General features: G+C 39.1%; 12 protein-coding genes. 2 read left to right on the forward strand and 10 right to left on the reverse strand.

Annotation, left to right across the window (positions count from 1 at the left end):
* Positions 1 to 22: 22 nt before the first annotated feature.
* The 6 genes from treC to GMJ66_RS10355 form a co-directional block, all read right to left on the reverse strand.
* Positions 23 to 1,666, reverse strand: a complete 1,644-nt coding sequence (gene treC / locus GMJ66_RS10330) for an alpha,alpha-phosphotrehalase (RefSeq protein ID WP_156290244.1) — start codon at positions 1,664 to 1,666, stop codon at positions 23 to 25.
* A 101-nt stretch (positions 1,667 to 1,767) separates the two neighbouring features.
* Positions 1,768 to 3,684, reverse strand: coding sequence for a PTS system trehalose-specific EIIBC component (gene treP, locus GMJ66_RS10335; protein ID WP_156290245.1), 1,917 nt, complete (start codon positions 3,682 to 3,684; stop codon positions 1,768 to 1,770).
* 853 nt (positions 3,685 to 4,537) lie between these two features.
* Positions 4,538 to 4,783: a hypothetical protein gene (locus tag GMJ66_RS10340; RefSeq protein WP_156290246.1), complete on the reverse strand. Its 246-nt coding sequence runs from the start codon at positions 4,781 to 4,783 to the stop codon at positions 4,538 to 4,540.
* A 278-nt stretch (positions 4,784 to 5,061) separates the two neighbouring features.
* The gene (gene typA / locus GMJ66_RS10345; protein ID WP_156290247.1) at positions 5,062 to 6,891 is read right to left on the reverse strand and encodes a translational GTPase TypA; all 1,830 of its coding nucleotides are present in this window, start codon (positions 6,889 to 6,891) and stop codon (positions 5,062 to 5,064) included.
* 97 nt (positions 6,892 to 6,988) lie between these two features.
* The gene (locus GMJ66_RS10350; RefSeq protein WP_156290248.1) at positions 6,989 to 8,323 is read right to left on the reverse strand and encodes a sensor histidine kinase; all 1,335 of its coding nucleotides are present in this window, start codon (positions 8,321 to 8,323) and stop codon (positions 6,989 to 6,991) included.
* 2 nt (positions 8,324 to 8,325) lie between these two features.
* A complete protein-coding gene (locus tag GMJ66_RS10355; protein ID WP_156290249.1) occupies positions 8,326 to 9,012 on the reverse strand; it encodes a response regulator transcription factor in 687 nt (228 codons plus the stop codon).
* A gap of 181 nt (positions 9,013 to 9,193) precedes the next feature.
* Between GMJ66_RS10355 and GMJ66_RS10360 the strand changes: the two genes are divergently transcribed.
* Entirely contained in the window at positions 9,194 to 10,684 is a 1,491-nt protein-coding gene (locus tag GMJ66_RS10360; RefSeq protein ID WP_231514893.1) for a S1C family serine protease, read from the forward strand.
* A 282-nt stretch (positions 10,685 to 10,966) separates the two neighbouring features.
* Here the strand turns inward: GMJ66_RS10360 and GMJ66_RS10365 are convergent, their stop codons facing one another.
* Positions 10,967 to 11,176, reverse strand: a complete 210-nt coding sequence (locus GMJ66_RS10365) for a zinc ribbon domain-containing protein (RefSeq protein ID WP_156290250.1) — start codon at positions 11,174 to 11,176, stop codon at positions 10,967 to 10,969.
* A gap of 47 nt (positions 11,177 to 11,223) precedes the next feature.
* Positions 11,224 to 11,907 carry a TraR/DksA C4-type zinc finger protein gene (locus GMJ66_RS10370; protein WP_156290251.1) on the reverse strand — a complete coding sequence of 228 codons (684 nt, stop codon included), beginning with the start codon at positions 11,905 to 11,907 and terminating at the stop codon, positions 11,224 to 11,226.
* Positions 11,908 to 12,560: 653 nt separating this feature from the next.
* On the opposite strand from GMJ66_RS10370, the gene GMJ66_RS10375 reads away from it, so the two are divergent.
* Positions 12,561 to 13,442: an NAD(P)-dependent oxidoreductase gene (locus tag GMJ66_RS10375; protein WP_156290252.1), complete on the forward strand. Its 882-nt coding sequence runs from the start codon at positions 12,561 to 12,563 to the stop codon at positions 13,440 to 13,442.
* A 25-nt stretch (positions 13,443 to 13,467) separates the two neighbouring features.
* On the opposite strand, the gene GMJ66_RS10380 is transcribed toward GMJ66_RS10375, so the two are convergent.
* A complete protein-coding gene (locus GMJ66_RS10380; RefSeq protein ID WP_156290384.1) occupies positions 13,468 to 13,767 on the reverse strand; it encodes a hypothetical protein in 300 nt (99 codons plus the stop codon).
* Between the two features lie 104 nt (positions 13,768 to 13,871).
* The gene (locus GMJ66_RS10385) at positions 13,872 to 14,072 is read right to left on the reverse strand and encodes a cold shock domain-containing protein (protein WP_231514902.1); all 201 of its coding nucleotides are present in this window, start codon (positions 14,070 to 14,072) and stop codon (positions 13,872 to 13,874) included.
* Positions 14,073 to 14,209 lie beyond the last annotated feature (137 nt).

The raw sequence follows: 14,209 nt of genomic DNA on the forward strand, positions 1-14,209 counted from the left end.
GGAAATGAGGAATCTAAGCTTGTTATTTCACATAATAAACAATGGATTCATACGGTCTTAATGTTGTATGGCTTTTTGCATCTGAGTAATTGGATATTAGTACTTCTGCCTTTTCCAGCGGCAGGTCGATTTCTACTTCATTTGCATAAAAATTACTTAAAACAATTAATTTTTCATTTTGCCAATTACGTGTATATGCAAATACTTCTGGATGATCTTCCATCATTAGTTGGTAATCCCCATAAGTAATAATATCATACTTTTTACGTAGTTCGATTAATTTTTGATAATGGTAGAAGATAGAATCTTGATCATTTACTGCTTTTTCCGCATTTACTTCCGGATAGTTTTTCGCAACATCAATCCATGGCGTTGCATTGGTAAAACCTGCATGTTCAGAATCCGGCGACCACTGCATCGGTGTTCTCGCATTATCACGTGACTTTTGCTGCAATATGTCCAAGATTTCCTGTTCGGATTTCCCTTCTTCCTTCAACATCTTATATGCATTTAAAGATTCTACATCCCTATATTCATCAATAAAGGTAAAGTTCGGGTTAGTCATTCCAAATTCCTCCCCTTGATATATATAAGGGGTTCCTTTCATCATATGCAAAGTCGTTGCCAGCATTTTTGCAGACTCTTTATGATATTTCCCATCATCACCGAATCGCGAAACGGCACGTGGCTGATCATGATTACACCAGAACAAGGCATTCCAGCCGTTTCCCTCATGCATCCCTACTTGCCAGTTGGAAAGGATTTGTTTCAATTGTATAAAGTTAAACGGTGCCTTCGTCCATTTTTCTCCATTTGGATAATCGACTTTTAGATGATGGAATTGGAAGGTCATATCCAATTCTTTTCGTTCCGGATTCGTATACAATATACAGTTTTCCAGTGTAGTCGATGACATCTCACCAACTGTCATCATATTATAAGGGGAAAAAGCGGCTTGATTTATTTCATGCAAGTATTCATGAACGCGTGGTCCATCTGTGTAAAACTTCCGTCCATCCCCCGTATCATCACTAGGAAAACGCTGATCCTTAGAAATGAGATTAATGACATCAAGGCGGAATCCATCAATTCCTTTTTTAGCCCAGAACTGAATCATATCCACTAATTGCTTTCTCACTTTTTCATTTTCCCAGTTTAAATCTGCTTGTGTCACATCAAATAAATGGAGGTAATACTGACCAGATTTCTCATCATACTTCCAAGCCGAACCGCCGAATTTGGACTGCCAATTATTTGGTTCTTTTCCTTCCACCGGATCCTTCCAAATATAATAATCCCGATACTCATTATCTTTGAAGGATATCGCTTGCTTGAACCATTCATGTTCGGTTGATGTATGATTAATGACTAAATCCATGATTAGTTTCATTCCACGTTTATGGATTTCGTTTAATAATTCTTCAAAATCCTCCATCGTCCCATAGGTTGGTTCAATGGAATAATAATCACTAATATCGTAACCATTATCATTTTGTGGGGATTGGTAAACAGGTGTTAACCATAATACATCTACACCTAATTTATGCAGATAATCCAGTTTCTCAATGATTCCCCGGATATCTCCAATCCCATTTCCAGTTGTATCATGGAAGCTTTTCGGATAGATTTGATAGACGACTGCTTTTTTCCACCAAGGTTCATTCATAAATTTATTCACTCCTCATTTTTGTTGCTCTAGTTGTTCTTTTATAACTATCTCATTAGAATTCAATCAGTGGAGGATTCCCCCACTGATTGATGTTTGATCTATCGAAGTTTTCGTTTAGCAATAATAAATGTAATGACAAATGGTACAACAATAACGATAGCCATCCCAATTAAGAATGGAATCCAGCTTTCTGGAAAGATGGATAATGGCGCTGGAATTCCACCTATCCCAACGGAAGAAGCTCGCACTCCTGAGAAAGTAATAAATGCTCCGGCAATGGCTGTACCGATAATTGCCGCATAAAATGGATAACGATAACGGAGATTAACCCCAAACATTGCTGGTTCTGTAATACCAAGCCATGCGGAGACCCCAGACGTACCCGCTAGACCTTTTACTTTTTCATCTCTGGCAGCAAGCATAATTCCGAAAACAGCAGCTCCTTGAGCAATGTTGGAAAGTGCCAAGATTGGCCATAGGACTGTCCCTCCTGTACTTCCAATCAACTGCAAGTCAACGGCAAGGAAAGTATGATGCATTCCGGTTATAACTAAAGGTGCATAAAGTAATCCATAAATTAACCCACCAATAATTGGTGCTACTTCAAATACTGTAACAACTCCACTTGTAATCCAATTTCCAATTGTAAATGTGATTGGTCCGATAACAATAAATGCTAAAATACCTGTAACTAAAAGTGCAACTGGTGCAACAATTAATAAATGCAAGGAATCCATCACACGTTTTCTTAACCATACCTCTATTTTTGCCAATACCCATGAAGCTACTAATACCGGCAATACTTGACCTTGATAACCTACTTTTTCCACTTCCAGACCGAATAAATTCCATGCAGGGATTTCTCCCTCTGTTAGTGCGGCGCCGTAACCCCAAGCATTCATTAAATCAGGGTGTACAAGTATTAACCCCAGTACGATACCGAGCAGTTCACTTCCACCAAACCGCTTCACGGCAGACCAACCAATGAGAGCAGGAAGAAACGTAAATGCCGTGTTGGCGATAATATGAATCATATCTGCTATCCCAGCCCATTGTGGGTACATTTCAATAACAGATTGTTCTCCAAAAATAGGGTTTACTAATACATTATTGATCCCCATCAATAAACCCGCTGTAACAATCGCAGGTAATATTGGTATAAAGATGTCGGCTAATATTTTAATTCCTCGCTGCAGCGGATTTTGATGTTTTTGAGCACCAGCAGCTTTCACTTCATCCTTTGATGCTTCTGTAATCCCTGTTTCCTGGACCATTGCCTTATACACTTTATCTACTGTTCCTTGACCAATAATAACCTGGAACTGGCCATTCGTTGAAAATGATCCCTTTACAAGATCCATTTTATCTAATGCTTCTGTATCCACTTTGTCTTCGTCGTTTAAGGCAAAACGCAATCTCGTCACACAATGAGTGGCCATATCCACGTTTTCTTCTCCACCAACTGCAGCAACGATATCACGTGCTTCTTGACTATACTGTACAGAACTTGCAGATTTTACAGGTTCTGATTTTTCAGTGCTTTGTTTTTCCTTTTTGTCCACTTTGATTAATTTCGTTTCCCCAGCAGTTGCAGTATCGTCCTCCGAAACCTCCTGTGGTTCGAAATCACTGCCATTGGTAATAATGATTGGGGTTACATGACTGGATGCTTTTTCCTTAATAAAGTCCAAATCAAAAGTAAGTAACGTATCACCTGTTTTCACTTTATCCCCTTGGCTTATTTGAACATCGAAACCTTCACCATCTAATGCAACGGTTTCCAATCCGATGTGTATTAAAATTTCAACTCCTGATTGTCCCTTCAAACCAATCGCATGCTTAGTTCCTGCAACAAGTACAACCTCTCCATCAAATGGGGCTACGACTTTTCCCTCTGTCGGTTCAATCGCGATTCCATCCCCCATTAATTTTTGTGAAAACGTTGGATCTGGGACTTCTTCTAATTTTGTAATCTTCCCACTAAGTGGTGCATAGATCCATTCTATGTTAGACAACTGTTTTTCCTCCCTCTGTTAAAACTTGTTATATGAAACAAACTTGTATATACAATTTTTTCGCATTCACAGTATAACCTGTATATACAAATAATGCAACTGCTTTCACTTTAAAATTATTATTCCCTCATTTGCTCTTGTAATTATAATTATTTGAAACAGGAAAATAGAAAGAGTTCACTCGACCTTCTTTTTACTTTTTCGGGCTTTGATTGGGAACCTAGAACTTTTTCACGTGACCTTTTTTACTTTTTCCAGCTTGATTCGGCACCTAAAACCTCTCTACGTGATCTTTTTTACTTTTTCCAGCTTGATTCGGGCACCTAGAACCTTTCTACGTGACTTTTTTTACTTTTTCCAGCTTGATTCGGCACCTAGAACCTTTCTACGTGACTTTTTCTTCTTTTTCGAGTTCGCTTCGGGCACCTAGAACCCTTCTACGTGACTTTTTCTTCTTTTTCGAGTTCGGTTCGGGCACCTAGAACCCTTCTACGTGGCCTTTTTTACTTTTTCCAGCTTGGTTCGGGCACCTAGAACCCTTCTACGTGACTTTTTCTTCTTTTTCGAGTTCGGTTCGGGCACCTAGAGCCCTTCTACGTGGCCTTTTTTACTTTTTCCAGCTCGGTTCGGGCACCTAGAACCTTTCTACGTGCCTTTTTCATCTTTTTCGAGTTCGGTTCGGGCACCTAGAACCCTTCTACGTGACCTCTTTTACTTTTTCCAGCTTTGTTCGGGCACCTAGAACCCTTCTACGTGACTTTTTCATCTTTTTCGAGTTCAGTTCAGGCACCTAAAACCCTTCTACGTGACCTTTTTTACTTTTTCCAGCTTGATTCGGGCACCTAAAACCTTTCTACGTGCCTTTTTTATCTTTTTCGAGTTCGGTTCGGGCACCTAGAACCCTTCTACGTGCCTTTTCATCTTTTTCGAGTTCGGTTCGCGCACCTAGAACCCTTCTACGTGCCTTTTCATCTTTTTCGAGTTCGGTTCGGGCACCTAGAACCCTTCTACGTGACTTTTTTACTTTATCCAGCTCGGTTTGGGCACCTAGAACCTTTCTACGTGCCTTTTTCATCTTTTTCGAGTTCGGTTCGAGCACCTAGAACCCTTCTACGTGACCTTTTTTACTTTTTCCAGCTTTGTTCAGGCACCTAGAACCTCTCTACGTGCCTTTTTCATCTTTTTCCGGCTCGGTTCGGGAACCAGAACCTTCTTCTTGTGTGTTCCCTAAATGCACACCGCCCCGTGCAGAAATCAAGAAAGTAGTTATTTCATCACCGTTTATATATTAAATTTTTTAGAAATAGCCAAATGAGAAAAGTCAATCAAAAACAAAAAAAATTGGCAGATGTCATATGACATCTGCCAATTTATAACTTAGCCTAATTTATTTCGTTTGGCTGCTTTTTCGCGTTCGTTTTTATTTAAAATCTTCTTGCGTAAGCGGATGGTTTCTGGTGTTACTTCACAATATTCGTCGTCATTCAAGTATTGCAGTGCTTCTTCTAATGACATTTGACGTGTTTTACGAATGGTTGTTGTTTGGTCTTTTGTTGCGGAACGAACATTGGTTAAATGTTTTTCTTTTGTGATATTAACGGTTAAGTCATTTTCACGGTTATGTTCGCCAACGATCATTCCAGCATATACTTCGGTACCGGGTTCTACAAAAATAACCCCACGATCTTCCAATTGCATAATTCCATACGTAGATGCTTTTCCATTTTCTAAAGCAACGAGGACACCTTCACGACGTCCACCAACCTGTCCTTTAATAACAGGTTCATATGCTTCAAAAGTATGATTAATAATTCCATAACCACGAGTCTGTGACATAAATTCTGTGGAATATCCAAGTAAACCACGAGATGGCACTTTAAATTCCAGACGAACTTGTCCATTTCCATGGTTCACCATATCCAGCATTTCGCCTTTACGTGCACCTAATGATTCCATTACTGGACCCGTGTAATCTTCCGGAACATCCACTTGTACGCGCTCTACCGGCTCACATTGCACACCATCGATTTCTTTAATAATAACTTTCGGTTTGGAAAGCTGCAGCTCGTAACCTTCACGGCGCATGTTTTCAATTAAAATCGATAAGTGCAGTTCCCCACGCCCTGACACGATCCATGCGTCAGGAGATTCTGTTGGGTCGACACGTAAACTTACATCGGTTTCCAATTGTTTCATTAAACGCTCTTCAATTTTTCGGGATGTAATATATTTTCCTTCACGCCCTGCAAATGGACTATTGTTCACCAGGAATGTCATTTGCAATGTTGGTTCATCAATACGGAGCCATGGTAATGCTTCTGGATGTTCCTGTGGACAAACCGTTTCCCCAACATTAATATCTTCCATACCTGAGATGGCTACAATATCCCCTGATTGAGCTTCTTCAATTTCGATTCGTTTTAAGCCAATGAACCCAAATAATTTAGTCACACGGAAATTCTTCTGTGAACCGTCTTCTTTCATCAGAACAACTTGTTGGCCAACTTTAATGGTTCCACGCACTACTCGGCCAACACCAATTCGGCCTACATAATCATTATAATCCAAAAGGGTCACCTGGAACTGTAATGGTTCCTCTGACGTATCTACCGGTGCAGGAATATGTTCAAGAATTGTCGTAAACACAGGATCCATCGTTTCCTGCTGATCTTCAGGCTCTAATCCAGATGTTCCATTTAATGCGGAAGCATAAACAACCGGAAATTCTAATTGTTCATCATCTGCTCCAAGTTCAATGAATAGATCAAGAACCTCATCCACAACTTCTTCAGGTCTTGCATTTGGACGGTCAATTTTATTTAAAACTACAATAGGTGTCAGTTTTTGCTCCAATGCTTTTTTCAGTACAAACCTCGTTTGTGGCATCGTTCCTTCATAAGCATCGACAACCAACGCAACACCGTCTACCATTTTCATGATACGTTCGACTTCTCCACCGAAATCGGCGTGTCCAGGTGTATCTAAAATATTTATCGTCGTGTCGTTATATTTCACTGCTGTATTTTTAGCTAAAATCGTAATTCCGCGTTCACGCTCTATATCACCGGAATCCATGGCACGTTCATCAACATGTTCGTTTTCACGGAAAGTTCCGGAATACTTTAATAATTGGTCGACAAGGGTCGTTTTCCCGTGGTCAACGTGGGCAATAATTGCGATATTGCGAATATCTTCTCTTAATTGCATAAATGTACGCTCCTCTTATATAACTATAACCATATGCATCAAACTACAACATTATATCACATAAAATGCTTTGAAAGATTAATTTAATTAAAAAAACTTATTTTTCAGGTAGGGTTATTATAAATTTTGCTCCACCCAGTTCTGACTTGTCTACAGCTATTTTGCCATGAGAATGTTCGATAATGGCGCGCGCTATCGACAGTCCCAGACCTGTTTCTCCATCTTTCCCCTTTACAAAACGGTGGAATACATTTGGTGCTAGTTCTTCCGAAATCCCTGCGCCATCATCTTCAATAGTAATGGTGGTTATCCCATTTTTATTCGATACATAAATAGCTACCTGGGTGTTTGCATGACGAATTCCGTTAAAAACGACATTTAACAATGCCCTTAACAGTTTTTCTTCATCAGCAAATATTTGTATATTATTTTCTACTTTATGGTGCAATGTTATTCCTTTTTCATTGACCAATGGCAATGCTCGATCGGCTATTTTTTCAACTATCTCTCTGCCATCAATCTTTGTTGGTTCATATATATTCAGCTCCGTATCTAATTTGGCCAGCAGTATCATTTCATTGATGATTCCCTTTAAACGGTTCACTTCAGTAACCATTACTTGCAAACCTCTCTCTGTTTCCTTTTCATCGAAAATACCATCTTTTATACCTTCCGCATACCCTTGAATTGTCATTAGGGGCGTTTTTAATTCATGACTGGCGTTTTGGAAAAAGGTTTGCTGAGAATTCATGTACCGCTGAAGTTCATTTGCCATTTCATAAACACTTTCAGCCACTTCTTTAATTTCTCCTGTTGCCTCAATATGTTTAATATCATCAAATTGCCGCTTTTCTATTTTCTTCAATTGACGTTTCAACTGGGATAATGGTGTTACTAACCTTTTCGTAAAATAATGGGCCAGTAACGCCGCCGCAGTCAGTCCAATAAGAAAGACGAGGAATAGCCGGAAGAAGAAACTTTGCTGAACCTCCCGCAGATCATCTACAGGGGTAAGCAGTATCATTTCAAGTCCTGATGTTTCCGGCAAAAATAAAATTCTTGATGTAACATATTTCTCATTTCCGAAGTCCCATATCGTTTCACTTGGATTGGAAATATCATTATTATCATTAAAACCTTGAACTACTCTACTTGACATAGATGAAAACAATACCCTATCCTGGTTTCTGTCATACAAAAGTAACTGCAAATCCTGGTCCTGCAGTACACTGTAAAATTGTTGAATATTCTGTGGAGAACTATACTGTTCATTGAGAATATCCACCAATAATTCCCCTGTTTGTTCGAGCTGACGTTGTTCATCCTGAATTAATAAATTCAATATTAATGAATAAATCACGTACCAGACAACTGCCATGATGACTAAAAGCAAAGATGTAAACGCAATGCTGAGTTGAGATTGTAGTTTCATGATTAATCCTCTTCTTTTCGCATTCGATATCCATATCCCCATACTGTTTCTATCGGAATATTATTAAATTTTTTACGTATACGTTTAATCAGATCGTCTACAGCCCGGTCGCTTCCGAAATAATCATTCCCCCATATTTTTACCAATAAATCATCTCTGGAAAACGCACGATTCGCATTCTCGGTAAGCAATAGTATCATATCAAATTCCTTTGTTGTTACTTCATATTCTTCTCCGTGCCAAAATACCCTTCGCTCATTTTTATAAATTAAAAGTTCATCCAGCTTCAGCCTATTCTCGTCTGCAACTGACGGCTTCTTAGTCACACTGGTTCGTTTAAACAACCGTTTAACACGCGCAACCAGCTCACGTGGACTAAAAGGCTTCGTTAAATAATCATCTCCCCCTAACTCCAGACCTAGTATTTTATCAATTTCGTCATCTTTTGCCGAAATAATGATGATGGGTACATCACTTTCGTTTCTAATTTTTTTACAAAACTCATATCCATCCATACCCGGTAGCATAATATCCAGAATCCACATATCAGGTGGATTTTGTTCCCATATACTCATGGCTTCTTCCGCAGAATCCATTACTTCTACTTTATACCCCTCTTTTTTTAAATACGCCGAAACAATATTTTGGATATTGGAATCATCTTCAACAAGTCCAATAAAATGTGTCATTTTATTCACCTTTTTCTACCTGCTATTTTATTTATATTGTTACATATTTTTTAGAATGTTTACACTAACTCGTTCATTTATTTACACAAATATGCCACATTTTTACCTAATCCATCCCACTGGTGGTGGCTATACTAAGGATAGTATACTAAATATATCAAATTAAAGGGAAGTGATTTTCATGGAACACAATAACAATGACAAGCGTCATCATTATTCACAGAATCCTGACCAAAGCAATCAGGACAGCGCTAATGATTCTATGAAAAATCAGGATAGACACGATACTTATAAGGAAGAGAAAGATTTCGTACAAGATGATGAACATCATTACAAACCAGAACATCATGAAGAATCTGCTTTACCTTATTCAACATACAATAATCATAACCATCCTGAAGAAAGCGCGGCAACAACAGAAGGGCCCAATGATCCTGAACAGAATTATCAAAATCCGTATCGCCGGTCCAGTTCTGAGGAGTCATCTTTGAAACAGTCAAAACAGAAGAACTCTTGGGTTAGTGGTGTATTTGGCGGGTTAATCGGCAGTGTTATATCTGCAGTGATTATAACCTCCCTCTTCACAAACGGTATCATCGACATTGGTAACGAATCTTCTGAGACAGCAACGAACAGCTCGGAACAAACTGCGGTTCAGGTAGATGGAACACCAATCGTGGAAGAACTGGCAGCAGAGGATGCAAATGTTTCAACAAACATTGAGGAGGTTGCCGAGACGGTTGTTGGTGTAGTGAACTTACAGCAGCAAAGCGTCTGGACCGGTAGTGAGGAAGCCGGCACAGGTTCTGGAATCATTTATAAAAAAGAAGACGGAAAAGCATATGTTGTCACCAATCAACACGTTGTCGACGGTGCAGAGGAAGTAGAGGTTGTTCTAAATGAAGAAGAGCGAATACCTGCGCAAGTTCTAGGCGAAGATCCTCTTACTGATTTAGCAGTACTTGAAATTGACGGAGAAAAGGTAAGCACCGTTGCGAATATCGGTTCTTCTGAAAATCTTGTCGTGGGAGAAACGGTATTGGCAATTGGTAACCCACTCGGACTGGAATTCGCGAACTCTGTAACAAAGGGAATTATAAGTGGATTAAACCGTTCCGTTTCTGTGGATACAAACGGTGATATGCAAGCTGACTGGGTAACTGAAGTTATTCAAACCGATGCCGCTATCAACCCTGGTAACAGTGGTGGGGCTCTCGTTAACGCCGATGGAGATGTGATTGGTATTAATTCCATGAAAATTGCCCAAGGTGCTGTAGAAGGTATTGGGTTTGCCATTCCAGTAGATGCTGCACTACCTATTATGGAGGAATTGGAAGCAGAGGGAGAAGTTACTCGACCACAAATTGGTATATCTACCGCATCTTTATATCAGGTTCCTCCACAATATCGTTATGAAATCAATCTGCCAGATGATGTGGAAGGCGGAATGGTCATTGCTGATGTTCAGCCAAACTCCCCGGCTGATCGTGCTGGGTTACAGCAATTTGACGTCATTACAAAAATCGATCGTAATGAGGTAACATCCATTTTGGAACTAAGAAAATACCTTTATTCCGAAACAACTGTTGGAGATGATCTTGAAATCGAGTATATCCGTGATGGAGAAACACACACAACAAACCTGCAGCTCGTTGAAATGGAGCAGGAATGATGATAATAAAAACAGGCTCTTTACTTATTTAAAGTAAAGGGCCTGTTCCTTTTATTTATACGTTCGGAAAGATAAAGTGAATCTTTAATCAGTGTTTTTTTCATCCCCCACTAATTGTTAGTACCACAAGGAGAGACCCGCAGTCCCTGAACGAATTAGAAGTTTACTGGCTGCCTCCCCACTTATAATTTTTGAGGCATCTTGAGTTCTTCTCGTTTTGGATCTTACAGCCAGTTAATCACGTGATAAATTTTAGCCAAGAAGTTCGTTTGACACAATATTTTACCCTCCAAAAAATAAGTCGATGATATTGCTTCCAGTAGAACTTCTCTTGTTATAGAACTCGGAATAGCCACAATCCTCGCAATATACAACGATGAACTTATTATGTTGAACATCAAACATTTTGGATAATCCTGTACCAGTCATGGCAACTTCCTTCTGATTTGCCCTCGTGCTTCCACACTTCAGACACCCTTTTGTATCCTCCATTTTCTCATCACCCCTATTAGGTGTTACGAATAACGATCAAAAAGGTTTCAAAATTCTCCCGCTTCTTCATCATTATCTTCGTATTTTTGATGGTTTGGAGTAACTCCGGTAAATTTGCCATTGATATCTGCTGATGCAAAATTTTCATAATCTTCCACAGCACCGACATTCTCATCACTATTTGGGTACATATCATCGTAATTTTCGATATCATCGTAAAAATCTGCGGTTGTCTCACTCGTTCCATAACGGCTGACATCCTGCCATGCATCTTCAGCATCGTAACCTACCTGCTCCTCATCAGTTATTTCGTTCGGGTTAATATTCGGTGAAAAAACCTCTTCCTCCATTGTTCTTGGATGGTCAGAAATTGTATCTTTGGCGTGCTCGACACAGCGATCCGTTGTTGGCACAGCAGCTAAACGTTCGAATGGAATATCCGCTCCACACTTCGTACAAATGCCATACGTCCCCTCTTCTATAGCATGCAGTGCTTCATTAATTTCCTTCAGCTCTTTTTCGGCGTGTTCGTTCAGTGCCGTATCTTTTCCCCTTTCAAATAATTCTGTTCCTAAATCTCCAGGGTGATTATCATAGTTGGATAACTCACTAACGGATTCTTTCGCCATTTCAAGCGTTCTTCCATAATGGTCCTGTATATGATGAATTAACTCATTTTGTCTTTGTATTAACGCAGTTTTACACTGTGATAGTTGCTCATTCGTGATCATTATGACCAGCCTCCATTAAATTGATGTGTGGCTAAAAATGATTACTATCTATACTATGTGTAACTGTGGTAGTTTGATTCTTTATCTGCACTCCCAAATCATGTCAGCAAGGGGAATTCCATCCTTTATGTATACTTTTGTAATGTTGTTTGAATCCTAATGAAGTAGCGATTGCTTTCGTAAGTTGCCTGTCTCTTATTCCTTTATTGTGGTATTTTTGCCGTACAGCACAATGGTTACCTCTTTAACTAAATATTGTATTGGTCTACTACCTTAACCCCTATTTTCAAGACCATTTTCCAGCAATATATACTTCTGATTAAACATTAAGTAATGTTGGAGCAAATCTACTACTGGAGCGGGAATTCTTATATATGATTGCTCCTCTCCTTCTTATGAGCGGGTAGTTTTCATTTATGAGCGTTCCCATCCCTTTTATGAGCGGAAATTTTTACTTATGAGCGCTCCTCTCCCTTTTATGAGCAATAAAACATATTTTTCATTGGTCCGAAGTTTATATGCCACCCAATTCTTTACCCTTCCCATTTTCATGCACTTTAACTATATATGCCATGGATTTTTTCACATAGATTGTGATATCCACTTAAAAAAGATATGATTAGAAAAAGAAGATGATGGAGAGGGGAATAAAAATGGATACAAAAAACACAAAAATTGGCTTTGTCGGTACTGGAGTAATGGGAAAAAGTATGGCTTTCAATTTACAAAATGAAGGATATTCCATTAATATTTACACTCGAACGAAAGCAAAAGCAGAAGATTTATTGGAGAATGGAGCAGCTTGGAAAAACACAGTGAAAGAACTGGCCAACGACTCCGATGTCATTATTACCATGGTTGGCTACCCTTCTGATGTGGAAGAGGTATATTATGGGCCAGAGGGTATATTGGAAAATGCAAAACCACGATCCTATGTCATTGATATGACTACATCCAAACCTTCCCTAGCCATGGAAATTTATGAAAAGGCAAAAGAAAAAAATATCTTTGCACTCGATGCACCTGTTTCAGGCGGGGATATCGGCGCAAAAAATGGGACACTTGCAATTATGATTGGTGGAGATCAGGATGCATATGAAGCACTTCTCCCGATATTCGAAGTGATGGGAAACAACATTGTACTGCAAGGAAAAGCGGGTGCTGGACAATACACGAAATTAGCAAACCAAATTGCTATTGCATCCAATATGGTCGGTGTATCAGAAGCAATTGCTTTTGCAAAAAAAGCGGGATTAAATCCAGAAAGAGTTCTTGACAGCATTTCAACAGGTGGTGCAGCGAGCTTCTCTCTTTCCAACCTCGCTCCTCGAATGCTAAAAGGGGATTTCGCACCTGGTTTTTATGTAAAGCATTTTATTAAAGACATGACGATTTCACTGGAATCTGCAAAAGAACTAGGCTTCTCTACTCCAGGGCTGGAGCTATCTTTAAACCTCTACAAAGAACTTGCTGAAAAGGGAGAAGAAGATAGCGGTACACAGGCATTAATTAAATTATTCAATCAACAGCTGTAATGTAAAATAGAGAAACAGGAAATAGTTACTTTCCTCGTTTCTCTATTTCATTTTGAACAACAAATGCTAAATCATCATTTCCAAACAGCTGCAAAACATTTAATACTGTCTCGTCCTCAATTGTATCGGATTCATTTTTAGAAACCGTATCCTCCAACACCTCAGTCAGTATTTCATTTTTTGGCTGATTCGGATATGCTTGTGCATATATCTCCTCAGGATCTAAATCATGATTAATACACCACTGCGCAAAAATCAAAATCATCATTTTTTCATTTTCCTGGTAATTTTGAATTACTTGCTCATCGATTTCCTTGCGATTCATATTCATTCTAACCCTGCTTTCTCTCTCATTGATCCTATACAATACTTTCAACTCACCAAAAAAGGTTTACCTCACGAATGAGATAAACCTTTTACAATCATCTATTATAGACGAGTTACGTTAGCTGCTTGTGGTCCACGGTTACCTTCAACGATTTCAAATTCAACGTCTTGACCTTCTTCAAGCGTTTTGAAACCTTCCGCGTTGATTGCTGAGAAATGTACGAATACATCGTCTCCATCTTCGCGCTCGATGAAACCGAACCCTTTTTCTGCGTTAAACCATTTTACTTTACCAGTCATTATTATGACCTCCTTATAACGTTTTGCTGCAAAGTGATGGAATCAAAAATACTTTTACAGCTCCTTGTCAGGAGGTCGTAAAGTATTGCTCCACTTTCCTTTTGCTAATTTTACTTTAACCTTTTTAAAAATAAAATGCA

Source organism: Oceanobacillus salinisoli (genome assembly GCF_009733865.1).
GTDB classification, from domain to species: Bacteria; Bacillota; Bacilli; order Bacillales; family Amphibacillaceae; genus Oceanobacillus; species Oceanobacillus salinisoli.

Excerpts from the sequence above, each read along its gene's own strand:
- treC (WP_156290244.1), bottom strand. The coding sequence starts at position 1,666 with ATGAATGAACCTTGGTGGAAAAAAGCAGTCGTCTATCAAATCTATCCG.
- typA (WP_156290247.1), bottom strand. The coding sequence starts at position 6,891 with ATGCAATTAAGAGAAGATATTCGCAATATCGCAATTATTGCCCACGTT.
- GMJ66_RS10350 (WP_156290248.1), bottom strand. The coding sequence starts at position 8,323 with ATGAAACTACAATCTCAACTCAGCATTGCGTTTACATCTTTGCTTTTA.
- GMJ66_RS10355 (WP_156290249.1), bottom strand. The coding sequence starts at position 9,012 with ATGACACATTTTATTGGACTTGTTGAAGATGATTCCAATATCCAAAAT.
- GMJ66_RS10360 (WP_231514893.1), top strand. The coding sequence starts at position 9,194 with ATGGAACACAATAACAATGACAAGCGTCATCATTATTCACAGAATCCT.
- GMJ66_RS10365 (WP_156290250.1), bottom strand. The coding sequence starts at position 11,176 with ATGGAGGATACAAAAGGGTGTCTGAAGTGTGGAAGCACGAGGGCAAAT.
- GMJ66_RS10370 (WP_156290251.1), bottom strand. The coding sequence starts at position 11,907 with ATGATCACGAATGAGCAACTATCACAGTGTAAAACTGCGTTAATACAA.
- GMJ66_RS10375 (WP_156290252.1), top strand. The coding sequence starts at position 12,561 with ATGGATACAAAAAACACAAAAATTGGCTTTGTCGGTACTGGAGTAATG.
- GMJ66_RS10380 (WP_156290384.1), bottom strand. The coding sequence starts at position 13,767 with ATGAATCGCAAGGAAATCGATGAGCAAGTAATTCAAAATTACCAGGAA.